Source organism: Pseudarthrobacter equi (genome assembly GCF_900105535.1).
In the GTDB taxonomy this organism is placed as follows: domain Bacteria; phylum Actinomycetota; class Actinomycetes; order Actinomycetales; family Micrococcaceae; genus Arthrobacter; species Arthrobacter equi.
Genome location: NZ_LT629779.1, coordinates 3,450,029 through 3,476,993, shown reverse-complemented (window position 1 = coordinate 3,476,993; position 26,965 = coordinate 3,450,029). Strand labels below are relative to the sequence as shown.

Annotated in this window: 28 protein-coding genes; 14 read left to right on the top strand and 14 right to left on the bottom strand. The window is 67.4% G+C overall.

Annotation, left to right across the window (positions count from 1 at the left end; genetic code table 11):
* Positions 1-6: 6 nt before the first annotated feature.
* From BLT71_RS15790 to BLT71_RS15780, 3 genes are all read left to right on the top strand, one after another.
* Positions 7-1,578, top strand: a complete 1,572-nt coding sequence (locus tag BLT71_RS15790; RefSeq protein WP_091722095.1) for a Na+/H+ antiporter — start codon at positions 7-9, stop codon at positions 1,576-1,578.
* Positions 1,579-1,717: 139 nt separating this feature from the next.
* Positions 1,718-3,430 carry a glycoside hydrolase family 13 protein gene (locus BLT71_RS15785; protein WP_091722093.1) on the top strand — a complete coding sequence of 571 codons (1,713 nt, stop codon included), beginning with the start codon at positions 1,718-1,720 and terminating at the stop codon, positions 3,428-3,430.
* Between the two features lie 34 nt (positions 3,431-3,464).
* Positions 3,465-4,406, top strand: a complete 942-nt coding sequence (locus BLT71_RS15780) for an aldo/keto reductase (RefSeq protein WP_091722091.1) — start codon at positions 3,465-3,467, stop codon at positions 4,404-4,406.
* 38 nt (positions 4,407-4,444) lie between these two features.
* Here the strand turns inward: BLT71_RS15780 and BLT71_RS15775 are convergent, their stop codons facing one another.
* Together BLT71_RS15775 and BLT71_RS15770 are read right to left on the bottom strand one after the other, a co-directional pair.
* Positions 4,445-5,086, bottom strand: coding sequence for a winged helix-turn-helix transcriptional regulator (locus BLT71_RS15775; protein ID WP_091722089.1), 642 nt, complete (start codon positions 5,084-5,086; stop codon positions 4,445-4,447).
* Positions 5,087-5,091: 5 nt separating this feature from the next.
* Complete coding sequence (locus BLT71_RS15770) at positions 5,092-5,526, bottom strand: VOC family protein (protein ID WP_091722086.1); 435 nt, start codon at positions 5,524-5,526, stop codon at positions 5,092-5,094.
* 135 nt (positions 5,527-5,661) lie between these two features.
* Here BLT71_RS15770 and BLT71_RS15765 point away from each other — a divergent pair, with 135 nt between their 5' ends.
* The 8 genes from BLT71_RS15765 to BLT71_RS15730 all read left to right on the top strand — a co-directional run bounded on the left by BLT71_RS15765 (position 5,662) and on the right by BLT71_RS15730 (position 12,436).
* Positions 5,662-6,792: a DUF1648 domain-containing protein gene (locus BLT71_RS15765; protein ID WP_091722083.1), complete on the top strand. Its 1,131-nt coding sequence runs from the start codon at positions 5,662-5,664 to the stop codon at positions 6,790-6,792.
* 190 nt (positions 6,793-6,982) lie between these two features.
* A complete protein-coding gene (locus BLT71_RS15760) occupies positions 6,983-7,846 on the top strand; it encodes an HpcH/HpaI aldolase/citrate lyase family protein (RefSeq protein WP_056075502.1) in 864 nt (287 codons plus the stop codon).
* A 29-nt stretch (positions 7,847-7,875) separates the two neighbouring features.
* Positions 7,876-8,817 carry a DUF2797 domain-containing protein gene (locus BLT71_RS15755; RefSeq protein WP_091722081.1) on the top strand — a complete coding sequence of 314 codons (942 nt, stop codon included), beginning with the start codon at positions 7,876-7,878 and terminating at the stop codon, positions 8,815-8,817.
* Between the two features lie 59 nt (positions 8,818-8,876).
* On the top strand, positions 8,877-9,101 hold the full coding sequence (locus BLT71_RS15750; protein WP_045729544.1) for a DUF3188 domain-containing protein: 225 nt from the start codon (positions 8,877-8,879) through the stop codon (positions 9,099-9,101).
* A gap of 62 nt (positions 9,102-9,163) precedes the next feature.
* Positions 9,164-9,625 carry an FAS1-like dehydratase domain-containing protein gene (locus BLT71_RS15745; protein ID WP_091722078.1) on the top strand — a complete coding sequence of 154 codons (462 nt, stop codon included), beginning with the start codon at positions 9,164-9,166 and terminating at the stop codon, positions 9,623-9,625.
* Positions 9,626-9,627: 2 nt separating this feature from the next.
* Entirely contained in the window at positions 9,628-10,065 is a 438-nt protein-coding gene (locus BLT71_RS15740) for a MaoC family dehydratase (protein WP_091722075.1), read from the top strand.
* 10 nt (positions 10,066-10,075) lie between these two features.
* Complete coding sequence (locus tag BLT71_RS15735; protein ID WP_091722073.1) at positions 10,076-11,356, top strand: MFS transporter; 1,281 nt, start codon at positions 10,076-10,078, stop codon at positions 11,354-11,356.
* Positions 11,357-11,368: 12 nt separating this feature from the next.
* The gene (locus tag BLT71_RS15730) at positions 11,369-12,436 is read left to right on the top strand and encodes a UDP-N-acetylmuramate dehydrogenase (protein ID WP_091722070.1); all 1,068 of its coding nucleotides are present in this window, start codon (positions 11,369-11,371) and stop codon (positions 12,434-12,436) included.
* Here BLT71_RS15730 and BLT71_RS15725 read toward each other — a convergent pair.
* Positions 12,417-12,917, bottom strand: a complete 501-nt coding sequence (locus BLT71_RS15725) for a hypothetical protein (RefSeq protein WP_157693482.1) — start codon at positions 12,915-12,917, stop codon at positions 12,417-12,419. The genes BLT71_RS15730 and BLT71_RS15725 overlap by 20 nt on opposite strands.
* Before the next feature lie 54 nt (positions 12,918-12,971).
* Between BLT71_RS15725 and BLT71_RS15720 the strand changes: the two genes are divergently transcribed.
* Entirely contained in the window at positions 12,972-14,093 is a 1,122-nt protein-coding gene (locus BLT71_RS15720; protein WP_091722065.1) for a winged helix DNA-binding domain-containing protein, read from the top strand.
* Between the two features lie 186 nt (positions 14,094-14,279).
* Positions 14,280-15,257: a type IV toxin-antitoxin system AbiEi family antitoxin domain-containing protein gene (locus tag BLT71_RS15715; RefSeq protein ID WP_091722062.1), complete on the top strand. Its 978-nt coding sequence runs from the start codon at positions 14,280-14,282 to the stop codon at positions 15,255-15,257.
* 59 nt (positions 15,258-15,316) lie between these two features.
* On the opposite strand, the gene asd is transcribed toward BLT71_RS15715, so the two are convergent.
* The 11 genes from asd to BLT71_RS15660 form a co-directional block, all read right to left on the bottom strand.
* Entirely contained in the window at positions 15,317-16,459 is a 1,143-nt protein-coding gene (gene asd, locus BLT71_RS15710) for an aspartate-semialdehyde dehydrogenase (RefSeq protein ID WP_091722059.1), read from the bottom strand.
* A gap of 123 nt (positions 16,460-16,582) precedes the next feature.
* Positions 16,583-16,801 carry an NF038396 family protein gene (locus BLT71_RS15705; RefSeq protein WP_091722056.1) on the bottom strand — a complete coding sequence of 73 codons (219 nt, stop codon included), beginning with the start codon at positions 16,799-16,801 and terminating at the stop codon, positions 16,583-16,585.
* A gap of 4 nt (positions 16,802-16,805) precedes the next feature.
* The gene (locus BLT71_RS15700) at positions 16,806-17,390 is read right to left on the bottom strand and encodes a dihydrofolate reductase (RefSeq protein WP_091722054.1); all 585 of its coding nucleotides are present in this window, start codon (positions 17,388-17,390) and stop codon (positions 16,806-16,808) included.
* Positions 17,387-18,190, bottom strand: a complete 804-nt coding sequence (locus BLT71_RS15695; protein ID WP_015937891.1) for a thymidylate synthase — start codon at positions 18,188-18,190, stop codon at positions 17,387-17,389. Before BLT71_RS15695 ends, BLT71_RS15700 begins: the two co-directional genes overlap by 4 nt.
* Before the next feature lie 9 nt (positions 18,191-18,199).
* On the bottom strand, positions 18,200-18,694 hold the full coding sequence (locus BLT71_RS15690; RefSeq protein ID WP_157693481.1) for a DUF1648 domain-containing protein: 495 nt from the start codon (positions 18,692-18,694) through the stop codon (positions 18,200-18,202).
* The gene (locus BLT71_RS15685; RefSeq protein ID WP_091722049.1) at positions 18,684-19,088 is read right to left on the bottom strand and encodes a GntR family transcriptional regulator; all 405 of its coding nucleotides are present in this window, start codon (positions 19,086-19,088) and stop codon (positions 18,684-18,686) included. The genes BLT71_RS15690 and BLT71_RS15685 overlap by 11 nt, the downstream gene beginning before the upstream one ends.
* A complete protein-coding gene (locus tag BLT71_RS15680; RefSeq protein WP_231994310.1) occupies positions 19,085-20,659 on the bottom strand; it encodes a hypothetical protein in 1,575 nt (524 codons plus the stop codon). Before BLT71_RS15680 ends, BLT71_RS15685 begins: the two co-directional genes overlap by 4 nt.
* 129 nt (positions 20,660-20,788) lie before the next feature.
* Positions 20,789-21,757: an NUDIX hydrolase gene (locus BLT71_RS15675; RefSeq protein ID WP_091722044.1), complete on the bottom strand. Its 969-nt coding sequence runs from the start codon at positions 21,755-21,757 to the stop codon at positions 20,789-20,791.
* Between the two features lie 10 nt (positions 21,758-21,767).
* Complete coding sequence (locus BLT71_RS15670) at positions 21,768-24,017, bottom strand: RNA degradosome polyphosphate kinase (protein ID WP_091722041.1); 2,250 nt, start codon at positions 24,015-24,017, stop codon at positions 21,768-21,770.
* 129 nt (positions 24,018-24,146) lie between these two features.
* Positions 24,147-25,118: a mycothiol synthase gene (gene mshD / locus BLT71_RS15665; protein WP_091722039.1), complete on the bottom strand. Its 972-nt coding sequence runs from the start codon at positions 25,116-25,118 to the stop codon at positions 24,147-24,149.
* A 32-nt stretch (positions 25,119-25,150) separates the two neighbouring features.
* A complete protein-coding gene (locus BLT71_RS15660) occupies positions 25,151-25,849 on the bottom strand; it encodes a winged helix-turn-helix transcriptional regulator (protein ID WP_091722036.1) in 699 nt (232 codons plus the stop codon).
* A 248-nt stretch (positions 25,850-26,097) separates the two neighbouring features.
* On the opposite strand from BLT71_RS15660, the gene BLT71_RS15655 reads away from it, so the two are divergent.
* On the top strand, positions 26,098-26,865 hold the full coding sequence (locus BLT71_RS15655; protein WP_091722033.1) for a permease: 768 nt from the start codon (positions 26,098-26,100) through the stop codon (positions 26,863-26,865).
* The last annotated feature ends 100 nt before the right edge of the window (positions 26,866-26,965 follow it).

Sequence of the window (26,965 nt, the reverse complement as noted above, 5' to 3'; positions counted from 1 at the left end):
CAGCAGATGGACCAGCTGGCACTGATTATTGGGCTCCTCCTGGCCACCGTTGTAGCTGTGGGGCTGGGGGACAGGCTGCGCCTGCCGTATCCGGTCCTGATGCTGCTCCTGGCGGTGGCGCTGACCTTCATTCCGGGATTCCCGGACCTCGAAATAGAGCCGGAACTGATCCTGCCGATCTTCCTGCCGCCGTTGCTCTTCGCCACGGCCCAGCGGAGCTCCTGGGCCGTGTTCCGGGTCCGGTGGCGGACGCTGATCATGCTGGCCGTGGCGCTGGTGGTCATCACCACGGCAACGGTGGCAGGCGCCGCGTGGCTCATGATCCCCGGGATCGGCATCCCCGCCGCCATCGCACTGGGCGCCATGGTGGCACCGCCGGACCCGGTGGCCGTCGAATCCGTGGCGAGCCGCGTGCACATGCCGCGCAGGCTCACTACCGTCCTGCAAAGCGAGGGGCTGTTCAACGACGCCGCGGCCATCGTCATCTTCCAGGCGGCCGTCGCGGCGGCCGTGGGCGGCACCAAAGTGGAGGCCGACGTCGTCCTGAAGTTCGTGGTGGGCGCGGCACTTGCCGTGGTGGTCGGCGTCGCCATGGGCTGGGTCATTGCCCTCGCGTACCGGTTGGTGAACTCGATGGTGGCACGCAGTGCCATCACGCTGGTGGTGCCTTTCGCGGCATACATCCTGGCCGAGGAGGTGCATGCTTCGGGCGTGATCGCCGTGGTGGTCACCGCCCTGGAGATGCAGAGGCACTCCCGGCCGCAGGACGCCGCCGAGAGGGTTACCCGCAACGCCTTCTGGGACGTGGTGGAGCTCCTGGTCACCGGGCTGGCCTTCGGGCTGGTGGGCCTGGAAATCCGGCACGTGATCAGGGACGAGGGAACGGCAATCTTCGGCATGATCGGCGTGGCCCTGGTGGTCTGCGTGCTGGTGTTCGGCGTGCGGTTCCTGTGGCTGGCCGTGCTGGCCCTCGGAGCCCGGAAACGGCGGAACCTGCTGCAGCCCACGTCCCTGAAGGAAGTGGTCATCCTGACGTGGTGCGGCATGCGCGGCCTGGCAACGCTGGCCCTCGCCCTGGCTTTGCCGGTGACCCTGGCGGACGGGAGCCCGTTCCCGGGACGGGACTATCTGCTGGTCATCGCCTGCGCCGTCCTGCTCGCCACCCTGGTCCTGCCCGGGCTGACCCTGCCGTGGCTGATGCGGGTCCTGAAGGCCACCGGCGACGGGTCGGAGGAACGCGATGCCGCACGGCTGCTGGCCAAGCGCGCCCAAGGTGCCGCCGTTGCAGCACTCAAGGGCCACGACCTCATGAAGGACCTCCCGCCCGAAAAAGTGGAACTGGTCAAGGAGAGGATGAAGCGGCTGCAGGCCGAACTCCTGGACGGCAGCCTCCGGAACGAGTCCCTGCCGGAGAAACGCCAACGTGGCCGGGAACTGGCCATCGCGGTCCAGACCATCGCGCTGGACGCCGCCCGGCAGGAAGTGGTGGCCGCGCGGAGCGAACCTGACATGGACCCCGAAGTGGCGGACCGGGTGCTCCGCCAGCTGGACCTGCGGACCATGATCATGCCCGAGTGACCCGGACGGCAGCGCCGGAACCACCAACGGTCCCCGGCCAGCACTGTTGACCTCCCGGTGCAAAGCACCAGATAATACTTAGGCAAGTAAATTTAGATCCAATATAAAAACGCCGCGACCAGCAGAAAAGGATCCCTCCTTGTCCACCACCGCCACCCTGGCAACCCTGTCCGACTCCGATCGCCTGTCCGATCCGAACTGGTGGCGACAGGCCTCCGTCTACCAGATCTACCCCCGCAGCTTTGCCGATTCGAACGGCGACGGCATCGGCGACCTGAAGGGCATCACGGCCAAGGTCCCGTACCTGAAGACGCTGGGCATCGACGCCGTCTGGCTGAGCCCCTTCTACCCGTCGGCACTCGCGGATGGTGGCTACGACGTGGACGACTACCGCGACGTGGACCCCAAGCTGGGCACGCTCGAGGACTTCGACGCCATGGCCAAGGCCCTGCACGAGGCCGGGATCAAGCTGATTGCCGACATCGTCCCCAACCACTCGTCCAACCGGCATGAGTGGTTCCGGGAGGCGCTCGCCGCGCCCAAGGGATCCCCGGCCCGCGACAGGTACATCTTCCGCGACGGCAAGGGCCCCAACGGCGAGTTCCCGCCGTCGGACTGGGACTCGGTCTTCGGCGGCCCTGCGTGGGAACGGATCACCGAACCGGACGGTACGCCGGGGCAGTGGTACATGCACATCTTTGCCAAGGAACAGCCGGACCTGAACTGGGCCAACCGCGAAATCCGTGACGACTTCCTGAAGACCCTCCGTTTCTGGTCCGACCGCGGCGTGGACGGCTTCCGGGTCGACGTGGCGCATGCGCTCACCAAGGACCTCACCGAGCCGCTGCTGTCCAAGCTGGAGCTCAGTGCCGCCAGCACCGGCGTGGACGGATTCGACGACGGCACGCACCCGTTCTGGGACCGCGACGAAGTCCACGAGGTCTACACGGAATGGCGCGAGGTCTTCAACGAGTACAACCCGCCGCGCACTGCCGTTGCCGAAGCCTGGGTGCACGCCAGCCGCCGGGCCCGCTATGCCAGCCCGCAGGGGTTGGGCCAGGCCTTCAACTTCGACCTGCTGCAGTCCGACTTCGACGCCGCCGAGTACCGGGAAATCATCACCCGCAACCTCGCCGAAGCCGCCGCCACCGGGGCCTCCTCCACGTGGGTCTTCTCCAACCACGACGTGGTCCGGCATGCCACCCGCTACGGGCTGCCGCAGATCGCGAAGACCAAGGCCGGCGCGAAGGGCCAGGACGGCAAGGACTGGCTGCTGGCCGGCGCCCCCGCCGATCAGCTGGACGTTGAACTGGGCGAACGCCGTGCCCGGGCGGCAACGCTGCTGATGCTCGCCGTCCCCGGTTCCGCATACCTCTACCAGGGCGAGGAACTCGGCCTGCAGGAAGTGGCTGAGATCCCCGAGTCGGAGCGCCAGGACCCGTCCTTCTTCCGCAACAAGGGCGTGGAAATCGGCCGTGACGGCTGCCGCGTGCCGCTGCCGTGGAAGGTTGAGGGCACGTCGTTCGGGTTTGGTGAGGGCGGCTCCCACCTGCCCCAGCCTGGCTGGTTCAGCAAGTACGCCGTGGAAGCGCAGGACGGTACGGACGGCTCCACCCTGGAGCTCTACCGCAAGGCCCTGAAGCTCCGCAGGGAACTGCAGACCGGCGAGGAACTCGAATGGGTGGACAGCGGCACCCCGGACATCCTGCACTTCAAGCGCCCCAACGGCTGGCAGTCCGTGACCAACTTCGGGAACACGGCCGTGGCGCTTCCCGCCGGTGACGTCCTGGTCAGCAGCGCGCCGCTGGAAGACGGAAAGCTGCCGGCCAACACCACCGCATGGCTGCGCTGACGATGGTTGCCGGCCGGCCGGACGCGAATTCCTGATGCAGGAACTCATTTACGGGTGCATGGGCCTGGGTGGCAGCTGGACCGACGAACCGCATGGCCCCGGCCATGTGGACGAGGCAGCAGCTGCCGTCCAGGCCGCCCTGGACGCGGGCATCACCCTGTTCGACCATGCCGACATTTACCGCAGCGGCAAGTCCGAGGCCGTCTTTGGCGAGGTGCTCGCCTCCACCCCGGGCCTTCGCGGGCGGATCCGCCTCCAGACAAAGTGCGGCATCAGGCTGAACGAACGCGGCCTGCAGACGCACTACGACCTCAGCCGGGACGCCATCCTGGAACGCGTGAACGCCAGCCTGGCACGGCTCCGGACAGACTACGTGGACATCCTCCTGCTGCACCGGCCGGATCCGTTGGCTGACCCCGCCGAGGTGGCCTCCGCCGTCGGGCAGCTCATGGCCGAAGGAAAGGTGCGGCAACTGGGCGTTTCGAACATGTCCGCGGCGCAGATTGAGGTGCTGCAGGACCGGTTGGAGACGCCCGTGGTGGCCAACCAGTTGGAGATGAGCCTGCTCAAGCGGGCCTGGCTCGAAAGCCAGGTACTGGTCAATCACGCCGAGCACCTGGACTACAGCTTTCCGCACGGCACACTGGAGTACTGCACGCGCAACAACATCACGCTTCAGGCCTACGGGTCGCTGGCGCGGGGTCTCTACACCGGAGCTGATTCTGACAGTCCGACATCGTCCCAAGCCGCTACCGCGGACCTCGTCGCTGAGCTGGCAGCCGAACACGGCACGTCCGGCGAGTCGGTCCTTTTGGGGTGGCTGATGAAGCACCCTGCGGGTATCGCGCCGGTGATTGGCACCGTTAACCCCGGCCGCATCAGGGCGTGCGCGGACGCAGCCCGCGTTGCCAAAGCCCTGACCCGCGCCGACTGGTACCGGCTGTGGGTCACCGCGCGGGCGAGCAACATCCCCTGAGCTGCCGGGGGACGGCAGTCCGGACATTGCCTGGGAGGCTAGGCGGCCAGGTGGAAGGTGCTGGCGAAGCGCTCCAGGAGGTGGCCGCGGCCGGCCAGCACCTTGACCGCGCCGGTGATGATGGCGCGGCCCGGCGTCAGCTCGCCGGAAATGAGCCGGCGAACATCGGGCCCGGCAGAGAAAGCCAGGTCGGCAGGGCCGTCCCCGCGTTCCACTCCAAGAGTGCGGCCGTCCACCCGGATCAGCAGGGCGGCCGGGCCGAAATCTGCGGCGTAGGAGGTTGGGGGCAAGCCGGCAGCCACCTCCGGACGGAATGCCGTGCGCAGCGCCATGGTCATTGAATCGGGGGTGATGACCTGGTCCTCCCGGGGCTCGCCCATCGCCTTGAACCCCCAGGCGCCGAGGGCCAGCACCAGGGGCTCAAGCTCGCTGCCGTACGCCGTCAGTTCGTACACAATGACGCGCGAGTGTGGTACCCGGCGGATGATCCCGGCCGCCTGCAGTTCCTTGAGCCGCGCCGCCAGGATATTGCTCGGAATCCGCGGAAGACCCGCGGCGAGTTCACCGTAGCGGCGCGGCCCCACCAGAAGGTCGCGCACGATGAGCAGGGCCCAGCGTTCGCCCACGAGCTCAAGGGCCCGTGTGACGCCGCAGTACTGGCCATAGTCCCGTGCCGCCATTGGCCTTAGGACTGCTGGTTTACGAAAGCCTGGGGGCCCTGTTCGGCCGCAGCGGGGTGCATGTAGCCGAACTCCAGGACGTTGCCGTCAGGGTCCGTGAGCTGGCGCTGGTACATGAAGCCGAGGTCCGTGGCCGGGTGGTCCTCGGAGCCGCCCGCGGCCAGGCCTGCGGCGACCGCCGTGTCCACGGCTTCCCTGTCGTCCAGGAAGATTGCCGTTGAGACGGACACTGCGGCGGCCGGGTCTCCGATGGGCCGGTCGGTGAAGGTCTGGAAGAAGTCGCGCACAAGGATCATGAAGTAGCTGTGGTCCTCTTCAACAACCACGCAGGCAGCATTGTGGTCCGTGAAGAGCGGGTTGATGGTGAATCCGATGGCCGTGTAGAACGCCTTGGCGCGGTCCAGGTCGGTGACCGGCAGGTTGACGAACATGGAAGTCATGATGGTCTTCTTTCGTAGGCACTTGGGGTGATGCAAGTAACACTTGCAAAAAACAAGTAACAGGTCAAGGGTCTTTGGCAGGGCATTCCTTTTGGCGGACATTTCTTCTACAACTGGAAGGAGAAAGGACATGCCGTGACCGTCGCCATCATCCTGACGTCAGCGCTGCTGGCCATGGTGACCGTCCTCGCCCTCGCCCTGCCGGCCATCAACAGTGCCACGGTGCCGTTCGGGGTCCGGGTGCCGTCCCGCTACGCCGCTGATCCAGTGATCGTGGGGCAGATCCGCACCTACCGCAAGCGGGTGCTGGCCAGCGCAGTGGTTGTGGCTGCGGCAACGGCTGCCGTCTCTGCCGCCAGCGGAGAGGCGCTGCTGCTGCCGTTGTCCGTCCTGGTCCTCGTCGGGACGTGGTACGCCTGCTTTGTCCTGGCCAACCACGCAATCCGCGCCGTCAAGGCCGCCGGGGGGTGGTTCGAGGGCGTCCGGCAAGCCGCAGCAGCGGATGCCGGCCCGGGGGCAGGGGCGCCGTCTGAAGACGGGCTGGAAGCGCAGCCGGCGCGGGTGCCCTTCCCTTGGCCCTGGCTGGTCCCGGCGCTCGCGATCACGGCCGCCACCCTGCTAATCGGTGTTCTGCGCTATCCATCGATGCCGGGCCTGCTCGCCGTGCATTATGGCGCGGACGGCGTGCCGGACCGGCTTGCCGCCAAGTCGGTCGGCAGCGCGTTCTCGCTGGTGTTCGTGCAGTGCGGCCTGACGGCGCTGCTGGCAGTCGTGGCAGCAGCAGTCCATCGGAGCCGCCCGGATATTGACCCCGCATACCCGGTCTCCTCCGTCCGCTGGCACCGCCGGTACACGGCGCAGAGCGTCAAAGCCCTGCTGGGACTGGTGGCCATGATCGACCTCGGAATGCTCTTCTCCTCGCTGCTGATGTGGACGGGCACCGTCAGTACCTGGGCACCGCTCGCCGTCGTACTTCCGGTCCTGGCCGGAGTCACTGTTGCTGCCATTGTGCTGGCGCGGAACAACCGCGTGCCGGATGAGGGGGAACCGGATACAGGCCTGACGCACGTGGATGACGACAGGTTCTGGCGCGGCGGCTTGGTTTACGTCAACCGTGACGACCCCGCACTCATGGTGCCGCGCCGGTTCGGCCTCGGCTGGACCCTGAACTTCGGCAATCCCGGGGCTGCGATGTTCCTGGTGGGCGTGCTCGCGTTCGTTGGCCTCGTTATCAGCATCGTGGCAGCCCTGCGCCTGGGCGGCTGACCCGGCTGACCAGGCTGACGCCGCCCGGCTGACCCGGCTCGTCCGGATCACCCGGGAGGCTCAGGCGGCGGGCGGACGCTGCCGGGACGGGCAACCGGAACGCAGTCACAACCCGTTTAGTTCGTATTGATCCTCACACCGGAGCCCATTTCTTCCGCGTGCCGGTGGCGGGGCAGATACTGTAGAAGCCATGACGTCTACCACCGCCGCAGAGACCGTACGGCCTGAACGCAACATCCCCGCAGAGATCGCCCGCTCCTGGCTCCTCGTGAACGCCATGAAGACCGAGCTCTTCGACCAGTCCGCCGTCTCACGCGCAGATTCGATCATCCTTGACATCGAAGACGCCGTGGACCCGTCCCAGAAGGACACGGCGCGGGGCAACGTGGTGGACTGGCTGACCCGTGGCGGCCAGGCCTGGGTCCGCATCAATGACGCCACCAGCCCGTTCTGGGCAGATGACCTTGCCGGCCTCCGCGGCACCCCCGGCCTGCTGGGCGTCATGCTCGCCAAGACCGAATCCGCGGACCAGGTCACCGAAAGCTTCCACCGCATGGACGGCAAGACCCCGGTTATTCCCCTGGTGGAGTCCGCCGTCGGCATCGAAGAAGCCAACAACATCGCCAAGGCCCAGGGCGCCTTCCGCCTGGCCTTCGGTTCCGGTGACTTCCGCCGCGACACCGGCATGGCTGCCACCCCCGAAGCCATGGCCTACCCGCGCGCCAAGCTCGTCGTCGCCAGCCGCGTCGGCAACCTGCCGGGCCCCATCGACGGCCCCACCGTGGGCACCAACCACCCCATCCTGCGAGAGCAGACCGGCATAACCGTGATGATGGGCATGACCGGCAAGCTGTGCCTGGCCATCGACCAGACCCCCGTGATCAACGAGGTCATCAGCCCCACGCCGTCGGACGTCGCTTGGGCCACCGACTTCATGGCCGACTTCGAAGCCAACGGCCGCGTCATCCGCGACGGCTCGGACCTGCCCCGCCTGGGCCGCGCCGAAAAGATCATGAAGCTGGCTGTAGCCTTTGGGGTGCAGCCCGCGCTGTAGCGCCCGCCCCCAGCCTTTCAGGAGACCCCGTGACCGATACCCGTTATCTGGTCCACGGGGTCTTTTGGGATGGTCCGCCGGCCGCTACGGCAGCGGACGACGGCGGTGCCCCGGTCCTGCGCCTCCAGTCACCGTCCGGGGATTTCCGGGAGCTGAGCCTCCGTCCCGGCGCACGGCTCGGTTTTCGGGTGGCAGGGCCGGCCAAGTCCTGCCTGGGGCACCTGGTGGTCCACTCGTCCACCCGACGCGACCACATCCTCTGCAAGGCAGCGGCCCCGGCCGCCAGGGGACGGCAATGCGACCGCTGCTTCGTCCTGGACGAATCTCGACTGATCCACGACTTCCACCGCGGCGGCCGCGTGACTCCCGGACTCCGCGACTACCTGATGCAGGAGCACTGGCTCTACGTGGCCACCTTCGCCGGAGGCGCCACCAAGGTGGGTACTGCCTCCGGCCCCCGCAAGTGGAACAGGCTGGCCGAGCAGGGCGCCACAGTGGCCCGCTACGTGGCACGGGCGGACGACGGCCGGGTGGTCCGGGTCCTGGAGGACCTGGTCACGGCCGAGCTGGCGCTGACCCAGCTGGTGCGCTCCAGTGCTAAAACCGAAGCGCTCCTGCAGCCACTGGCCGCAGGAGACCTGGACGCCATCAGCAGCCGCCATGCAGGCGACGTGCGGCACCTGCTGGCCCGCACCGCCGTCGGCGGCTTCACCGTGGTTGACGAAACGTGGGTGCGTCCCGGCCAGGCGGACGCCGCCTACGGCCCGGCGGCCCGCCACGCCTATCCCCATCCACTGGACGGCGGGGAGCACGGCTTTACTGTCGCAGCCATCAGCGGGGCAAACGTCCTGGCCCGGCTGGACGGCACCGAGTCGCTGTTCGTGGTGAACCTCTCGCACCTGACGGCCCGGACCATCGAACCGGGAGACTTCGCCTCGGCAGTGCCGGCCGTGCAGGAGGCGCTGTTCTAGGACCTGCGCGAGAGTAGGCCCTGGCAGTCCGGGCAAGGCAACCCCGGTAGACTTGGACGGTGCTGAACGAATTCTGGGCCACCGCGCCAACCTCCTACAAAGTCATGGTCTTCAGCGCCATGGGCCTGATCGCCGTCGGCATCATCCTGAACCTCGTGGGCAACACCAGCGGCAACCAGGGCCTGGCGATGGCATCCCTGCCGCTGATCGGCCTGGGCCTGGTCCTGCACGTGGTGGGCATGGTGGTCCGCGGCCAGTCGATCCGCAAGAACCTCCGCCGCTAGCAGCGCCGCCGGGGACCGCCCCGTTTTCGGCCCGCCATCACGCGGACGATAGGCTTGAGGCCATGACTATCAATCCGGATCTGCAGGGCCGGAGCTACCCTGCCGCAGAGGTGTACGACGTCGGCCGCGAGAAGATCCGCGAGTTCGCCCGGGCGGTCAAGGCTACCCATCCCGCACACTTCGACGTGGACGCCGCCACGGCACTGGGCCACCGCGACCTCGTGGCACCGCCCACCTTCGCCATCATCATCGCCCAGCGCGCCGACGCCCAGCTCATTGAGGATCCGGAAGCGGGCATCGACTTCTCCCGCGTGGTCCACGCAGACCAGCGCTTCATCCACCACCGTCCCATCTTCGCCGGCGACCGGCTCGTGGCCGAACTGCACGTGGACGGCGTCCGCGCCATGGGCGGTGGCGCCATGATCACCACCCGCTCCGAAATCTTCGCCGTCGGCGACGGTGACGCCCGCGAGCAGGTCACCACCACCACGTCATCCATCCTGGTCCGCGGAGAGGGACAGTAACCATGAGCCCCAGCATCACCGAGCTTGCAGCCGGCCAGGAGATCGGCAGCCGCACCGTCGAGGTCACCCGCACGGACCTGGTCAAGTACGCAGGCGCCTCCGGCGACTTCAACCCCATCCACTGGAACGAGGCCTTCGCCACCGGCGTCGAACTGCCCGGCGTCATCGCCCACGGCATGTTCACCATGGGCTCGGCCGTCCAGCTGGTGACCGACTGGGCAGGCGACCCGGCGGCCGTCGTCGATTTCCAGACCCGCTTCACCAAGCCCGTCCTGGTCACCGACACCACCGGCACCGCCGAGCCCGGCGCCACCATTGAGGTCAGCGGAACCATCGGAAAGCTCGACGCCGAGGCGGGCACCGCCCGCGTGGACCTCACCGTCACCGCGGCCGGGCAAAAGGTCCTGATGAAGGCCCAGGCCGTCGTCAAGCTCTCCTAGCGGAACCTCCTTGAACAAAACGGCAGAACCACAAGCCACAGCGGCCAACGTCACCCACTGGCGCAACGCCGTCGTAGTGGCCTACGGCGCCAGCGGCCTCGCCTTCGCGTCCTGGGTGTCCCGGCTACCGGCCATCCGTGACGCCCTGGACCTGACCCCGGGCAACGTGGGCGTCCTGCTGCTCTGCCTGACCCTGGGCTCGTTTGCGTCGGTGTCTGCCTCGGGGCTGATCGTGCTCCGGCTGGGCTCCAAGCAGACCATCCGGACCGGCAGCATCATGGTGGGCTTCGGCCTGCTGCTCGCCGGCCTGGGCACCTCCGTGTTTGCCAGTCCCGTGGTCACCGCGGCGGGGCTGGCCGTTATCGGGCTGGGCACCGGAAGCTGGAACACCGCCTCGAACGTGGAGGGCGCTGCCGTGGAACGGGCGGTGGGCCGGCACATCATGCCCCGGCTGCACGGTGCCTTCAGCCTGGGGACCGTTGCGGGTGCGGGCCTGGGGGCTGCCGCAGCCGCGGTATCCCTTCCGGTGGCCTGGCACCTCGGCGCGGCAGGCCTGGTGGTCGCCGTATCGGTGGCGACCGCGGCGTCCTGGTTCCGGGCGGACATCACCCCGGTCGCGGGGGAGCGGACCTACACCCCTGACCACTTCGAGGACCCCACTACCGGGCCCATTCCCCTCATCACCGCCGGTGAAGGGGAGGCCCCACTCGACAACAAACGCAAGATCGCCCAGGCCTGGCGCGACCGGAGGACGCTTCTCCTGGGTGTCCTGGTGCTGGGCCTGGCCCTGGCCGAAGGTGCGGCGGGGGACTGGGTGGCCCTCGCGCTGGCGGACGGGCACGGGCAAAGCGACGCCGCCGGAGCCGCCGGGTACGGGCTGTTCGTCACGTTCATGACCATCGGCCGGTTCGCCGGAACCCTTGTCCTGGACCGCTACGGCAGGGTCCCGGTGATGCGCTGGTGCGCTGCGCTGGCGGTCCTGGGGCTGGGACTGTTCGTCTTCGCGCCGGTGCCGTGGCTCGCCTTCATTGGCCTCGCCATCTGGGGGCTCGGTGCCTCGCTGGGGTTCCCCGTGGGCATGTCCGCCGCGGCCGACGACCCCGCCAAAGCCGCCGCCAGGGTCTCCGTAGTCTCCACCATCGGCTACGGCGCGTTCCTGTGCGGACCGCCGCTGCTGGGCCTGCTGGCCGAGCATGTGGGCATCCTGCATTCGCTGCTGGCCGTCATGGTGATGCTGGCCGTCAGCTTCTTCCTTTCGCCGGTGGCCCGGAAGCCCGCAGGGATTGCCTAGTAAGGTGTTCTGGTGACTTCCACCCTGCTTTCTTCCCTGACCACCTCCGCCGTTGGTGGCCCCGCCGGCAAGTACATCGAGGCGCGGACCGAGGCTGAGATCATCGATGCCGTCCGCACCGCGGATGCGGCCGGGGAACAGGTGTTGATCATCGCGGGCGGCTCCAACCTCCTGATTTCCGATGACGGGTACCCCGGAACGGTGGTGAAGATCGCCTCTGAGGGCTTCACGGTCAACGCGGAAGACTCCTGCGGCGGCGTGGCCGTGGTGGTCCAGGCCGGGCACAACTGGGACCAGCTGGTGGATTACGCTGTCCGCCACGCGTGGTCGGGGATTGAGGCGCTGTCCGGGATCCCGGGGTCAACGGGCGCGACGCCGGTCCAGAACGTGGGTGCCTATGGCGCCGACGTCTCGCAGACCATAGCCGCGGTCCGGACCTGGGACCGCGAGCGGAACGCCGTGCAGACCTTCACCAACTCCGAGCTGAAGTTCGGCTACCGGGACTCCATCCTGAAGCAGACCACGGTGAACGGGTCGCCCCGGTACGTGGTGCTGACTGTCGAATTCCAGCTCCCGCTGGGCCGGATGAGCGCCCCCATCCGGTACGCCGAGCTGGCGCGGTCCCTCGGCGTGGAAGCGGGCAAGCGGGCCTACTCGAACGATGTGCGCCGGGAAGTGCTGCGGCTGCGGGCCTCCAAGGGCATGGTCCTTGATCCTGCGGACCGGGACACCTATTCGACGGGTTCGTTCTTCACCAACCCGATTGTCCCTGAGTCCGAAGCTGCCTCGCTGCCGGAGAACGCGCCGCGGTACCCTGCCGGCCAGGACGGAATGGTTAAGCTTTCCGCTGCGTGGCTGATTGACCAGGCAGGCTTCGGCAAGGGCTTCGGGCTCGAACCGGACAGCGTGTCCGGGGGACGGGCTTCGCTGTCCACCAAGCACACGCTGGCCATCACCAACCGCGGCGGCGCAGATGCCTCCGATGTGGTGGCCGTGGCACGCGAGGTGCGTGCCGGCGTCGAACGCCGCTTTGGCGTCCGGCTGCACCCCGAGCCGCTGCTTATAGGCCTGGAACTGTAACTTCTTCTTCGGCGGACGCTGGGGTGCCTGCCGTGTCCTGCCGCAGGGATGCCGCCGCACCCATGATGGCTGAGGCCCACCCGGCCAGGGCCAGGTAGATCCCCATGAAGATCCATACCAGCTGCCCTGGGGCCAGCGGGCTCACCATCCCGGCCACGATGCACGTGGCCAGGCCTGCGGTGGCGACCGCCAGGGACAGGACCCAGAGCACCCGTCCGGTCATCGGGTGGCGGCGCCAGTCCCGGCGGATCCGTACGCCCTGGCAGCCCGTGCCGAGGCCGGGAAAGAGGACCGCGTAACCTCCGCCCAGGCTCAGGGCCAATGAGGGAAGCAGGATCCGTGGTTCGGACTGTCCGCTGCCCAGGAACCTGGTGAGGGAAAGGCCTCCCAGCGCCGTCCCGGCCAGGACGCTGAGCGTCCCGCCGATCATCCACATCCTGGTTTTACGCGCAAGCAACAGCCACAAACTCCCCAAAGTCATGGTTCCACCCTAACCGGCGTAGGCGCCAAGGGGTGCGGCACCTAGGATGAAGCAATGTCACCAACCGCCGTGCGGCTGAGCCGCAACGTCATGGGCCGGCTCCGGCTGGCGTCCCAGGGGCTCACAGCTGCCGGACTCGGTACAGGCGCAGGAACAGGCTCGGCGGCGGACGTGGTGCGGTGGATGACGGCGATGCAGGCGCAGGACCTGCAGGCGTCGCTGTGGGCCGTGGGCGTGCGGCACCCGGGTTTGGGCCTGGGCGATGTCCGGGCCGCCCTTGATGCCGGCGCGATCGTCCGCTCCTGGCCCATGCGCGGAACGCTGCACCTTGTGGCCCCCGAGGACCTCGGCTGGATGCTGGACCTCACTGCTGATCGCCTCACCAGGAGCATCGCCGCGAGGCATCGTGAACTGGCCATCCGCTGGGCCGATATCGAGGCGAGCCGGGATGTGGCGCTGGCCCGGATCGCTGCGGGCGGTCCTGTCAGCCGTACCGACCTGTTCAAGGAGTTCGATGCCGCCGGCCAGCCAACGACGGGCCAGCGGGGCATCCACATCCTGGGCACGTTGTGCCGGCACGGCTGGCTGGTGCAGGGGCCACTGGCGGGAAACCAGCAGCTGCTGGTCGCCTTCGACGAATGGATTCCCGTGTCACGGCGACTGGACCGGGCGGAAGCGGTGGCGGAGTTCCTGCTGCGCTACATCCGAAGCCACGGGCCCGCAACGGTGCGGGACTTCGCCTGGTGGACGCAGATCCCGCTGACCGAGGCCAGGGCCGCGCTCGAATCCATCCGCAGCCAGGTAGTGGAGGTTGAGTTCGGCGGCGTGGGCTATTGGATGTCGCCGGAGACGGCTTCACTGCTGGACAGCGGGGTCCCGGGAGCCAGGTCGGTCCTGCTGCTGCCCGGCTTCGACGAGTTCGTGCTCGGCTACCAGGACCGCAGCCTGGTGCTGGCACCGGAGCACTTCAACAGCATCGTTCCCGGCGGCAACGGGGTCTTCAAGAAGACTGTGGTGGCGGCAGGGGAGGTGGTGGGCACCTGGGCCCGTGAAGGCACTGGCCGTGCTGCCGCCGTCGTACCCGAATTCTTCGACGGGATCCGGCCGCCGGGTCCGGCAGCGCAGGCAGCCCTGGCTAAGGCCGCCCGCCGGTACGAGGCCTTCCTGGCCGGCTGACGCCACCGGAACGCAGAAGCGGCCCCGCCCCGCATGACCGGTGCCCACCCGCATAACCGGCCCCCACCCGCATAACGGGTGCCAGGCAGCAACGGTTATGCGGGCCATGGCCGCTCGTGGTGATGACTGTCCACATAGGCGGGCTGCCGGCTGCCATCTGGAGTGCTGGTTGCCCATGCTGGCAGTATGCATCCCGATAAAATCGCTGCCTTGGTGGAAGGACGGTGGCCAGGAGGACCGGTGGTCTCCACCGGGCAACTGGCGGAGGCCGGATTGGAAAGCCGGATGGTGGCGGAGGCGGTGAAGGCTGGCGTGATCCTCCGGCTGCGGCGGGGTGCCTATGTCCGGCGCTCTTACTGGAACACGCTCAAACCCTGGAACCAGGACTGGCTGATGATTATGGCGCACTATGAATCCACGGGAGGTGTGGCCCGCTACACACATGTCAGCGCCGCCTTGCTGCACGGCTGCGATGTGTGGAACACCGGGTCCGCGGTTCACGTGACAACGCAGTACTCAAATTCGCGGACCAGCGCGGGCGTGGATGTCCGGACCCACCGGCTCCCGCTCGCAGCAGGCGATCTGGCTACCCTCTGGAGGCCAGATGGCCGCGGCATCCTGACCACCGGCCTCGAACGGACGGTCCTGGATTGCGCGCGGATCCTTCCCCGCGCCAAGGCTGCCGTCATCGGTGACCACGCCCTGCGCAAGGGTGCGTCGTTGGAGGGCATGCGGCGTTTGCTGGACGACGGCACCGTGAAGCGTGGGAGCCGCAGGGCCGCCGAGCTGCTGGACGTTTTGGATGCCCGTTCTGAATCGGCGGGGGAGACGCGGACCAGGTTGCTCCTGTACTCATTCGGGCTGGACAGGTTTACGCCGCAGGTTGAAATACCCACCCCCGAAGGTTTCTTTCGAGCGGACTTCGCAGATGCTGAGGCAAAGGTTGTCATCGAGTTCGACGGCGCCGCCAAGTACTTCGACTACAAACCCACCGACGATGTGCTGGTGGCGGAGAGATTGCGGGAAACTGCACTCACTGAGGCCGGATGGCGGGTCTTCAGGCTGCGATGGAAGCACTTGGACCGCCCCGAGGAGCTTCGGAGGCGGCTTCTGGAATTCCTGGGACAGCACCCCGGAACGCAGAAGCGGCCCCGCCCCGCATGACCGGTGCCGGGCAGCAACGGTCATGCGGGTCAGGGCCGCTCGTGAAGCAGCTGGGATGCTTAGAGGTTGCCGGTGGCGATCTTCAGCATGCGGCGCAGCGGCTCGGCGGCGCCCCAGAGGAGCTGGTCGCCCACGGTGAAGGCGCTGATGTAGTTGGGGCCCATCTCCATCTTGCGGATACGTCCCACCGGGATGTCCAGGGTGCCGGAAGCGGCTACGGGCGTGAGGTCGGCCATGGAGGCTTCCTTGGTGTTGGGAACCACCTTGGCCCACTCGTTGTCCTCGGCCAGCAGCTTTTCAATCTCGGCCACGGAGAGGTCTTCGCGGAGCTTCAGCGTCAGTGCCTGCGAGTGGGAGCGCATGGCACCGATCCGGACGCAGAGGCCGTCCATGATCACGTGGTTGTCCTCGGCGGTGCCCAGGATCTTGTTGGTCTCAACCCCGGCCTTCCACTCTTCCTTGGACTGCCCGTTGCCCAGGTCCGCGTCGATCCAGGGGATCAGGGAGCCGGCAAGCGGGACGCCGAACTGGGTGGCGTCGATGTCACTGCGCTGGTGGGCCAGCACCTTGCGGTCGATCTCGAGGATGGCGGACGCGGGGTCGTCCAGTTCGGTGCTGACCTCGGCGTTGAGCGTGCCGAACTGGCTGAGGAGCTCGCGCATGTGGCGGGCGCCGCCGCCGGAGGCAGCCTGGTAGGTCATGGACGTGCCCCACTCGACGAGGCCGTTCTTGAAGAGTCCGCCGAGGCCCATGAGCATGCAGGAGACCGTGCAGTTGCCGCCGATGAAGTCCTTGGTGCCGTTGACCAGGCCCTTGTCGATCACATCGCGGTTGATTGGGTCAAGCACGATGATCGAATCGTCATTCATGCGCAGCGTGGAGGCGGCGTCGATCCAGAGGCCGTCCCAGCCGCGGCCGCGCAGTTCGCCGTGGACCTGCTTGGTGTAGTCCCCGCCCTGGGCGGTGACAATAATGGGCAGCTTCGCCAGGGTGTCGAGATCAAACGCGTCCTCGAGCTTGCCGGCGCTCCCCCCTGCTGAACCAGCAAGCGTGGGGGCGGCACCGCCCGCGTTGGACGTGGAGAAAAACACCGGGTTGATGTTGGCGAAGTCGCCCTCGTCCTGCATGCGCTGCATGAGGACGGAGCCCACCATGCCGCGCCATCCGACCAGGCCGACGGAAGGGGTAGCTGCTGTAGTCATTCGTACAGTTTAGACTTCGCAACCGGAAGGGCGCAGTCGGTTACGTCACTGCCGCCAGGCTGCAGCGGAGAACGACGGCGGCCCGGACCTGAAGCGGTTTTCCGCGGCCGGCAGCCGCAACAGTCAGCCCCGGTCGGACTCTTCCAGCATGGCGGTTTTACGGGCGCGCAGGGCGAAGAATGCGCCAAAGGCGAAGGCCTGCGTCACCACTACCAGCACGATGGCGCCGGCGATCTTGTTGCCGCCCAGGATCATGGTGAGCCCAACAATCGCGGACAGCAGCGCCAGGAGCGGGAGGAGCATGTACCCCAGGACGAACAGGGTTTCGGGTTTCTTCAGCATCGTCCTAGCTTTCGGTCCGTGACCATTTGGTGAATCGGTAGCGCGTGCCGTTGGCGCCGGTCAGCCATCCGTCCGGCGGGAGGGAGGAGCTGGCCTCCCAACTGGTGCCGAGCTCCGGAGCGTACGTATCGCCGTCGGCCTCCACGTCGATGGTGGTGACCACCGCAACGTTGGCGAGCTCCGTCGACTGGCGGAAAATCTCGCCGCCGCCAAGGATCCAGACGGTGTCGCCGCCGTCGACGAACTGGGACTCGAGCAGCGCGTCATCCAGCGAGGGGACCACGACGGCGCCCTCCGCCTCGGGCGTATCGGCCCAGCTTTTCTGCCGGGTGATGACGATGTTGGTCCGCCCGGGCAGCGGCCGGTACTTCTCCGGGAAGGACAGCCAAGTCTTGCGGCCCATGATGACCGGGTGCCCGGTGGTCAGCCGGGTGAAGTGACGAAGGTCCTCCGGCAGGTGCCAGGGCATGTCCCCGTCCTTGCCGATGACGCCGTCCGGTGTCTGGGCCCAGACCAGGCCAACGCCCGTGATGGAGGCGGCAAGTTCCTCGGTGAAGGACTGGGGATCGGTGGAATTCTCGGTGCTCATACGGCAATCGGCGCCTTAATGGTGGGGTGGTGCTTGTAACCGACCACCTCGAAGTCTTCCAGCGTGTAATCGAAGATCGAGGCGGGCTTCCTGTTGATCTTCAACTGCGGGTACTCGTACGGCTCCCGTTCGAGCTGCTTGAGGACCTGGTCCATGTGGTTCTCGTAAATGTGGACGTCGCCACCGGTCCACACGAATTCGCCGGGCTCCAGGCCCACCTGCTGTGCCAGCATGTACGTGAGCAGGGCATAGGAGGCGATGTTGAACGGGACGCCCAGGAACATGTCCGCCGAGCGCTGGTACAGCTGGCAGGAGAGCTTGCCGTCGGCAACATAGAACTGGAAGAACGCATGGCACGGCGGCAGCGCCATGTCGTTGAGCTCGGAGACGTTCCAGGCCGAGACGATGTGGCGGCGGGAGTCCGGATTGGCCTTGAGGTTCTCCACGAGCTCGGCGATCTGGTCGATGTGGCCGCCGTCCGGGGTAGGCCAGCTGCGCCACTGCACGCCGTACACCGGGCCAAGGTCGCCGTCCTCGTCAGCCCATTCGTTCCAGATGGTGACGCCCTGGTCCTGCATCCACTTCACGTTGGTTTCGCCGCGCAGGAACCACAACAGCTCCACTGCCACGGACTTGAAGTGGACCCGCTTGGTGGTGATGAGCGGGAAACCTTCGGCCAGGTCGAAGCGGATCTGGCGGCCGAAAACGCTGGTGGTTCCGGTGCCCGTACGGTCGGATTTGTGCGTGCCCTGGGCCAGGACGTCGCGCAGAAGGTCTTCATAAGGCGTGGGGATGCTCACCGTCCCAGTCTACCGGGGCGGAGCCGGCGGAACGGAGACCGCGCGGATGGCGCGGACCACCAGCCACAGGGTGAAGCCCATCAGGACGAGCATCGGCGGCCAGATGGTCCAGGGGCTTGCCAGTCCGAGCCAGCCCGTGGTGCACAGCCAGCAGAAGAGGATGGCCAATGCCGGCGCCAGCTTGGCCAGGACGTCCTTGCCCGCGCGGACCTCGAGAGCGGCCCGGGCCGGATCCTGCGCGCCTTTGGTGGCCATGGCGGGAAGGAACCGGTACAGCAGCCACAGGAACGCCACCACGCCGGTACCGATCAGCAGCGGCGAAAAGACGGCAAGAACTGACTTTCCGGCGAACCTGTCCGGGATACCCGCCCCGTTCCAATGCACGGGGACGGGATCCGGCATTTCCGGGTACAGGTAAGCCCCCAGGACCGCAGTGGCCGCCAGGAGCAGCAGTGACGGCACAAACCAGATCCGCCGGGACGGCGGGCGCGGATCAGCGTCCATCGGTCCGCTCCCTTCCGAGCCTTCCGCGGACCAGGTCCAGCAGCAGCCCGTCGCTGAGTCCCGCCTTCCGGCCAGCCTCCACATAGCGTTCGACGGCGGCGGTCACCTCCGGCGGCACTGTACCCGGGCGGCCGTACCCGGCACCGTCCGGAACGGAGGCGATGAAGGTGCCGCCCCGGCGTCGTGATTCAACAACCCCGGCCGCCTCCAACTCCTTGTACGCCCTGGCCACTGTGCCGGCAGCGATGCCCAAATCCGCGGCCAGGCTCCGGACGGTGGGCAGCCTGCTTCCAGCCGGCAATGCGCCGACGGCAACCAGGGAGCTGATCTGTGACCGGATCTGCTCATAGGGCGGGGTGGCGGACCGCAGGTCCACGGTGATTCCGGCGCTCACGGCACCGTTTCGGGTGCGGGTGCTGCCTTGGCGGCAGGCTTGGCGGTGATTCCGCGGACCGGGATCACCGCAATGACCACGCCGGCAGCGGCCAGGATCACTCCGGCTCCCGGTGCTATCTGCCACAGGACGGAAGTGGCGTCGGCGCCCGGCGGTGAAAAGCGCTGGAGAGCTGGTGCTGCGCTCATGAGCAGCGCTCCGGCCTGGGCGGCGAAGAGGGCAGCCAAGGTGCGGGCCACCCTGTGCAGCGTGATGGCACGAAGGGCGGCATCCAGTCCGGGAACCGCCCCGGGGATACTGCGGCGGCGCCGTGCCACGGCAACGGGCACGGCGGCGGTTCCGATGGCAGCAGCGGTGGTCCACGCCGTTGCCGGCCACGCCGACGGTACGCCCGTGGCCGCCTGCCGGATCGCAATGAAGACCAGGACGCCGAGCAGGACGGCCATGGCAGCAACTACCGTGGTGATAAGTGCGGGGGAGACCATCTGGCGGGGCCAGTGCCGGGGCTCGCCGTCCGTGCCGTAGTTGCGGTGCAGGAGGACCTCGCCGCCGGCCACTACACCCAGGACGGCGATGGCCGCGAGTGCCACGAAGAGGGCCGGATGGCCGGTGAGGACGCCCGGCATCACAGCCGCTGCCACCAGCGGAAGCAGCGCGGCCAAGCCCATGGCCGGCCCGATCGAGACCACCAGTTTCGTAGCCGGTTGCGGGTCAAGGATCCGTCGGGCCCGGCGTTCCGTCAGTCCGTGGGACAGCTTGGGCGGCGCCCACCACCACATGGCCAGCAGGACCACGAGGTTCAGGGCTGCGGCCGGGCTTGCCCACGTGCCGGTGCTTTCGGCGGGGTCCGGCAGGGCAGTATGGTTGCCGGCGATTGCGGCCAGGCCGGAGGCCACCGTGGCCACGGTACGGAGGAGCCGGTTCATCGCGATGGTCCGCAGCAGGCCGTTGTCCTCGGACGTGAGCGATTCCAGCCGCCGCCGGCGGGCGATCAGTGCCAGGACGGCGAAGGTTCCGGCTGCCAGGACTGCCAGCGCGGCACCCAGAGGGGCGGCAAGGTCGATGCCGGGAACCCGGCCGTCGCCGCCGTAATACGTGCTGCCGCCGGACGGCTCGGGCCGCGGGACATAGGGAACGGGATCAAAGCCCGGCAGGCTCGCCGTCCACGCGATCTGCCCGGCTGCCGTGATGAAGATGGCCAGCACGGTCCAGGCAAGTTTCCGCGGAAGGAAATCGCGGATCCGCCGGACGTCGAGGCTCGCCCGCCGGCGGGGAAGCCGTGGGCCGGGGTAGCTGAGCTGGCCGATGGCGTGCACCGCAAGGCAGCCCAGGACGGGCCACGCCAGGACAGGGAGGAGTTCGACGGCGGACGGCGCCTGGTACAGGCCGGAAACAGGGATCAGGCCCGCCTTCGCCGCCGGCTGGAGCGAACTCACCAGCCACCCGATCACACCGATCCATAGTGCGTGTTTGGCCGCCGTGTCCGCTGACCCGGGATTCCCCGGTTGCCAGATGACCCACCGGAGCAGCAGGTAGACACCTGCGGCCAGCAGGAACGGAAACAGGATCACCGTCGGCTGCATTGTATTGAACGCTAAGGCGTCGAGGCCTGGCACATCTTCCCCCAAATTCGTGCGGCTTTGTATCAAGTATTTGATACAAAGTGGCGCGAGGTCAACCGGGTGGGCCAGCCAGTACCGTCAGTCGTCGAAGGGTTTGAACCGCTCCACCGCCACAACGTTGTTCCCCTTGGCGTAGGCCACGTGGCATACCACCAGCTCTCCGGGAGACAGAAACGGGTCCACGGAAGGGAGCAGGCTGCCCAGCCGCGCCGGCATGTGCTTGGCCAGTTGGGCGAGGACGGTGGGCAGGGCCGGGCGGTGCGTACAGACAGCCACGGGCCGCTGCTTGTCGAAAAGCGATTCGATGATGCCGGCCGTCTTCTTGGGGCTGCGCTCGTGCCGGTGTTCCGTCAGGGCCTCCGCCATCTTGACCTTCGCACCGCTGGCCTTCGCGTAGGGAGCCACAGTGGCGACGCAGCGCAGCCACGGGCTGGTGACTATCCGCGGCGGCTTCCAGGCCTGCAGCAACCTGCCGACGGCCTGCGCCTGCCGGATACCCGTGGCAGCCAGCGGCCGTTCACCTTCGGCTTTGGTCCAGGACGAACGCGGCTTTGCCTTGGCATGGCGGACAACCAACAGCGGCCAGGTGTCCAGCGCGCCGCGGGCATGCGCCTCGCGAAGGTGCTGCAGCGGCGCCGTATCCGAAGGGTTGGAGAGCAGCGCAGCCGCCTTGTCCGGGCTGCACCACATGACGGAGTCCACTTCCTTGCCATCCGGTACGAGGCGTGCGCCATTGACCTTCACGGCCCAGTAATAGACCACCTTCAGCCCCGAGGACACGTGATAGTGGATGGGAGGCAGGGGAATGCCCAGAGAGGCATCAAGCCCAATTTCCTCCCGCACTTCCCGGACCGCGCACTCCGGTACCGTCTCGCCGACGTCGATCTTGCCTTTTGGCCAGGACCAGTCGTCATAGCGGGGGCGGTGGATCAGGAGGACTTCAAGGCCTTCCCGGGTGGCCCGCCAGGGGATCGCTCCGGCAGCGGTGACCGCTACTGGTTCCCCCGGATGGTCTGTCTGGTCTTCTACGAGTGCATCGCTCGACAACGCCGGATCCCTAACGCCGGCTCAGGCTGCGCTGCCGGGGGCGCGAGGCGAGCAGCCAGGACTGGACGTCCTCCAGCGGCTTGCCGTCCTCCCCGAGGTGGTGGCGGATCCAGTGGCCGTCGTTGTCCAGGTGCCAACTGGAGGTCTCCGGTGCCATGTAGCGCTGCAGCAGGTCGAGGACGTAGGTGACGTCATCGGGGCTGGCAAGCTGCACCAGGGCCTCAACCCTGCGGTCGAGGTTGCGGTGCATCATGTCGGCCGAGCCGATATACACCACGGGTTCCCCGCCGTTGGCGAAGGCAAACACGCGGGAGTGCTCCAGGAACCGGCCCAGGATGGACCGGACCGTGATGTTCTCGCTCAGGCCCGGAACGCCGGGGCGCAGCGAGCAGATTCCGCGAACCACCACGTCCACCTTCACGCCGGCCTGTGACGCGCGGTAGAGGGAGTCGATGATGGCTTCGTCAACCATGGAGTTGACCTTGATCTGCACGCGGCCCGGCTTGCCGGCCCGGGCGTTGCGGATCTCGGTTTCAATCCTGTCGATCAGCCCGGAGCGCACGGAACGGGGAGCCACCAGCAGCCGCTTGAACGTGGACTTGGGAGCATACCCGGACAGCTGGTTGAACAGCTTGGACAGGTCCTGGCCCACCTGCTCGTTGGACGTCAGGAGGCCGAGGTCCTCGTAGTACCGCGCAGTGCGGGGGTGGTAGTTGCCGGTGCCGATGTGGCAGTAGCGGCGGAGGCCATCCACTTCCTGGCGGACCACCAGGGACAGCTTGCAGTGCGTTTTCAGGCCCACGATGCCGTACACCACGTGCACGCCGGCCTGTTCCAGCTTACGGGCCCAGGAGATGTTGGCCTGTTCATCGAACCGGGCCTTGATTTCCACCAGGGCGAGGACCTGCTTGCCGGCCTCCGCGGCGTCGATGAGCGCATCGACGATGGGGGAGTCGCCGGACGTGCGGTACAGCGTCTGCTTGATGGCCTGCACCTTGGGATCCGCCGCGGCCTGCTCCAGGAAAGCCTGAACGGACGTGGAGAACGAATCGTACGGGTGGTGGAGCAGGATGTCGCGGCGGCGCATGGCGGCAAAGACGTTGGCGGCCTTGGACGTCTCGGACTCGTTCAGGTACCGGGAGGTGTGCGGAACGTGCTTGGGGTAGTGCAGATCGGCGCGGTCGATGCCGCCAATGACTGCAAGGCCGCGGAGGTCCAGCGGGGCGGGTACCGAGTAGACCTCGGATTCCTCCACGCCGAGTTCGCGGATCAGCAGCGCCCGGATGTTGGGGTTGATGTCGTTGGTGAGTTCCAGCCGGACCGGCGGGCCGAACCGGCGGCGCAGCAGTTCCTTCTCCAGGGCCTGGAGGAGGTTCTCGGCGTCGTCCTCCTCAACCTCCACGTCCTCGTTGCGGGTGACGCGGAAGGTGTGGTGCTCCAGGACTTCCATGCCGGGGAAGAGCTTGTCCAAATGGACGGCGATGACGTCTTCGAGGGCGATGAAACGTGCCACGCGTCCGGCCACGGCGCCTGCACGCGGGCCGTCGATGGAGATCAGGCGCGGGAGCTGGTCCGGCACCTTGACGCGGGCGAACAGTTCCTTGTCGCTGACCGGGTTCCGGACCACCACGGCCAGGTTGAGGGACAGCCCGGAGATATAAGGGAACGGGTGCGCCGGGTCCACCGCGAGGGGCGTGAGGATGGGGAACACCTTTTCGGCGAACATGACGCTCAGCTGCTGCTGGGCGGCGTCGTCGAGTTCGTCCCAGTGCATGAGGTGGATGTGCTCATATGCCAGGGCCGGCCGGATCTGTTCGGCGTATACCTGGGCGTGCCGCTGCTGGAGCCGGTGGGCTTCGGCGCTGATCTGTTCCAGCACTTCCACCGGGCTCAAGCCGGCCGGGGAAGGGACCGCCAGGCCGGTGGCGATACGGCGCTTCAGGCCTGCCACCCGGACCATGAAGAATTCATCGAGGTTCGAGGCGAAGATGGAAAGGAAATTGACCCGTTCCAGCAGGTGCAGGGTGGGGTCCTCAGCCAGTTCCAGCACCCGGGAGTTGAAGCTGAGCCAGCTCAGCTCGCGGTCCAGGAAACGGTCCGGGCTGATGTCCCCCTCGGGCTCGAGGTTCGGCGCAAACTCCGGGATGTCGATGCGGTCCTGCGTGGCCCGGGAGGCCGGAACCTCGGAGGAGCCGAAGCGGGCACGGACCGGGGGTGCAGCATCCTGGGACGTGGCTGTTCCGGACGGTTCCGGGTTCATGGGATCTCCTTTTACCTGGCGCTTGATGCTGGCGCTTCCGGCCTGCGCGGTTCTGTTTCAACCTTACAAGCATTCACCGCGGCGGAGCCCCTGATTTCCGCGCCCCGCCCGGTGAATCAGCCGATTGGACTAACCTTCCTTGACCGGCCCGTACATGACGTCCATGTCCCAGCGGGTGAACCCCAGCCTGCGGTACAGCGAGACGGCGGGAGTGTTGTCCGCGTCCGTGTACAGCATCACTGCGTGCAGTCCAAGGTCCTGCAGGTACTTGATGCCGGCGAGCGTCAGGGCCTTCCCGAGGCCGGAGCCCTGGGCCTCAGGCGCCACGCCCACTACGTAGACTTCGCCGATGGCGGGGTGCGAGCCGTGGCGGGGATGGACCTTCGTCCAGTGGAAGCCCACAACGCGGCCGGCGGTGTCCACCGCGAGGAGGAACCCGGCGGGGTCGAACCAGTCTTCCTCCATGCGTGCCGCCAGATCCGCCCGGGTGAGGCTGCCCTGTTCCGGGTGGTGCGAGAAAGCCGCACGGTTGACGGCCAGCCACGCGTCCTCGTCCTGGCCCGGGACGAACGGACGCAGCGACACGCCCTCCGGAAGCACTGCCTCGGGAAGGTCTGCCTCCGCCGTCGTCATCCGCATCTTCCACAATTCCCGCACCGGCGCGTAGCCGTACCGTGCGGCGAGGTCTGCGGCGGCCTCGTGGTTGCCGTGGGACCAGGCCTTCAGCCCGTCAAACCCCCGGCGGTCCTGCAGCGCCCGCACCAGGCGGTCGGCCACGCCCTGGTTCCGGTAGGAAGGGTGCACCGCAATTTCCAGCACGCCGCTGTGGTCCGGTTCTTCCACCACGACGGCGAATCCCGCCAGGTCCTGGCCCGTGGCAGGATCCGAGTCCTCGTCCGGGGCATACAGCGCCAGGGTCAGCAGCGAATGGTCTGCAGAATCGCCGGCGCGCATGGTCACCAGTGTCTGCTCGGAGATCGAGGGGTTGCCGTCGGACTCTTCGGCCGCAACCAGGAGGTCGCGGCAGTCCTTCAGGAGTTGCCGGTCAACCCCGCCTTGGACAACATGGACGGGCCATTTCTCGGGGTGCGCTGGAGTCATGAAGCTAGGCTACGGGATCAGGGACCGGTGGCTCAGGCTTCGGTCAGTTCGTCTTCCTGCTGCCGCACCAGGGTCAGCCGGTAGCCGACGTTCCGCACGGTGCTGATGAGGTTCTCGTGGTCGGCGCCCAGCTTGGCGCGCAGGCGCCGGACGTGGACGTCAACGGTGCGGGTGCCGCCGTAGTAGTCGTAGCCCCACACCTCGGTCAGCAGCTGCTGCCGGGTGAAGACGCGCCCTGGGTGCTGGGCCAGGTATTTGAGGAGCTCGAATTCCTTGAACGTCAGGTTCAGGGGTGCGCCGTTAACCCTGGCGGTGTAGCTGGCTTCGTCGATGACGACGCCGGCGGCACGAATTTCGCTGGGGGCATCGTCCTGGTCCGGGACGGCGCGGGCCACCGAGAGCCTGATACGCGCTTCAACCTCAGCGGGGCCGGCGGAATCCAGGACGATGTCGTCCACTGCCCAGGCCGACGAAACAGCGGCCATGCCGCCTTCAGTCAGGATCAGGACCAGCGGTGCGCTGAGGCCGGTGGCCTTCAAAAGCTGGGTGAGGGAACGGGCGCCCACAAGGTCTTTGCGCGCATCCAGCAGGACGATGTCGCAAGGGTCCGTTTCGAGGAGGGCGGTGGGCTCCGCAGGGAGGATGTGCACGCGGTGGTTCAGCAGTTCCAGGGCAGGCAGGATGTCTACCGACGAGCCGGTGCTGTTCGTCAAGAGCAGGATGTGCGACATTGTTCCTCCATGGGCTGTCCGCGCATCATCGGGCGACTGAGCTGATGCTTGAGTATACCCGGCAGGTCCTCCCGAACCAGAGATTCCTGCCCCCCAACAGTACGTTTTGCGACATATGCCGTTCATATAGGGCAGGATTGGGCGGGGGCGGACGTGCCCTTCGAAGGGGCGGTTCCACGCCTAGTGCCAATGCCAGGACGGGATGACAGCGCAGTGAGTGCAGTAACGATTCACAGGCCGGTTTCCATATGACGGCGGACCTGCAGGCGCCTGCGCGCTCACTCGGTTCGTGGGCCATCGGTGTGGTCGGCATCGCCGGCCTGGTTGCCATCATCGCCGGCGTTTATATCTCCCGTGAAGCTCTGGCGGCAGTGGCCGTATTGATTGCCTTCGCGGTGGGGATCGGCTGGCCGCATTTCCTCCGGATTCCGGCCAAGAAGACCCTCGCGGCGGTCATCGCCCTGCCCGGTGCGGGGTCCGCCCTGGCCGCCTTGTGGGCGCCTGCTCCGGGCTACCTGGACTGGACCCCCGGTTTCGTGGCGGTGGGCATGATGGCCGTCTTCGTAGTGCAGCTCATCCGCGGTACGGGCCAGGCGCAGCGGCTGGAGTCCACTCTGGGCTGCTGCGTGGGCGTGCTGCTGTCCTGCCTGGGTGCGGGGTGGGTTGCCGGCGCCCGGTTCAACGGCGTCCGCGAGATGCTGCTGGTGGCCGCGATCAGCGCAGCAGTGGCCCTGCTTGCCGGGCTGATCCGCTGGCCTGATAACGTCATCGCCCCGCTGTGCATCGTCCTTGCCGGGCTGGCAGGCCCGCTTGCCGGGCTGGTCCTCTCAGACATCGCCGTCCTGCCGGCTGCCATTTTCGGCGTGGTGGTGGGGGCGGTCCTCGCCAGCTTCCGGCGACTGGTTACGCTGCGGGGTGCGCCACTGAACTTTGCAGCGGCCCTTGGCATGGGCCTGGCGCCTGTCTCGGCCGTCGGCTCGCTCGCCTACTTCATAGACAAACTACTCATCTTCTGACGGGTTAGGATGGCATCATGTCCGTACTTGCATTTGAAATCTTCTTCCTTGTCCTGCTCGGCATCGCGAGCCTGTCCATGGCCTGGTTCGCCGGTTTTGT

Bases quoted from the DNA above. Each gene is read 5' to 3' on its own strand.
- BLT71_RS15745 (WP_091722078.1), top strand. From the start codon at position 9,164: ATGACTATCAATCCGGATCTGCAGGGCCGGAGCTACCCTGCCGCAGAG.
- BLT71_RS15720 (WP_091722065.1), top strand. From the start codon at position 12,972: ATGTCACCAACCGCCGTGCGGCTGAGCCGCAACGTCATGGGCCGGCTC.
- mshD (WP_091722039.1), bottom strand. From the start codon at position 25,118: ATGACTCCAGCGCACCCCGAGAAATGGCCCGTCCATGTTGTCCAAGGC.
- BLT71_RS15770 (WP_091722086.1), bottom strand. From the start codon at position 5,526: ATGACTTCCATGTTCGTCAACCTGCCGGTCACCGACCTGGACCGCGCC.
- asd (WP_091722059.1), bottom strand. From the start codon at position 16,459: ATGACTACAGCAGCTACCCCTTCCGTCGGCCTGGTCGGATGGCGCGGC.
- BLT71_RS15670 (WP_091722041.1), bottom strand. From the start codon at position 24,017: ATGAACCCGGAACCGTCCGGAACAGCCACGTCCCAGGATGCTGCACCC.
- BLT71_RS15655 (WP_091722033.1), top strand. From the start codon at position 26,098: ATGACGGCGGACCTGCAGGCGCCTGCGCGCTCACTCGGTTCGTGGGCC.
- BLT71_RS15760 (WP_056075502.1), top strand. From the start codon at position 6,983: ATGACGTCTACCACCGCCGCAGAGACCGTACGGCCTGAACGCAACATC.
- BLT71_RS15705 (WP_091722056.1), bottom strand. From the start codon at position 16,801: ATGCTGAAGAAACCCGAAACCCTGTTCGTCCTGGGGTACATGCTCCTC.
- BLT71_RS15725 (WP_157693482.1), bottom strand. From the start codon at position 12,917: ATGACTTTGGGGAGTTTGTGGCTGTTGCTTGCGCGTAAAACCAGGATG.
- BLT71_RS15780 (WP_091722091.1), top strand. From the start codon at position 3,465: ATGCAGGAACTCATTTACGGGTGCATGGGCCTGGGTGGCAGCTGGACC.
- BLT71_RS15700 (WP_091722054.1), bottom strand. From the start codon at position 17,390: ATGAGCACCGAGAATTCCACCGATCCCCAGTCCTTCACCGAGGAACTT.
- BLT71_RS15775 (WP_091722089.1), bottom strand. From the start codon at position 5,086: ATGGCGGCACGGGACTATGGCCAGTACTGCGGCGTCACACGGGCCCTT.
- BLT71_RS15660 (WP_091722036.1), bottom strand. From the start codon at position 25,849: ATGTCGCACATCCTGCTCTTGACGAACAGCACCGGCTCGTCGGTAGAC.
- BLT71_RS15790 (WP_091722095.1), top strand. From the start codon at position 7: ATGGACCAGCTGGCACTGATTATTGGGCTCCTCCTGGCCACCGTTGTA.
- BLT71_RS15690 (WP_157693481.1), bottom strand. From the start codon at position 18,694: ATGGACGCTGATCCGCGCCCGCCGTCCCGGCGGATCTGGTTTGTGCCG.
- BLT71_RS15715 (WP_091722062.1), top strand. From the start codon at position 14,280: ATGCATCCCGATAAAATCGCTGCCTTGGTGGAAGGACGGTGGCCAGGA.
- BLT71_RS15740 (WP_091722075.1), top strand. From the start codon at position 9,628: ATGAGCCCCAGCATCACCGAGCTTGCAGCCGGCCAGGAGATCGGCAGC.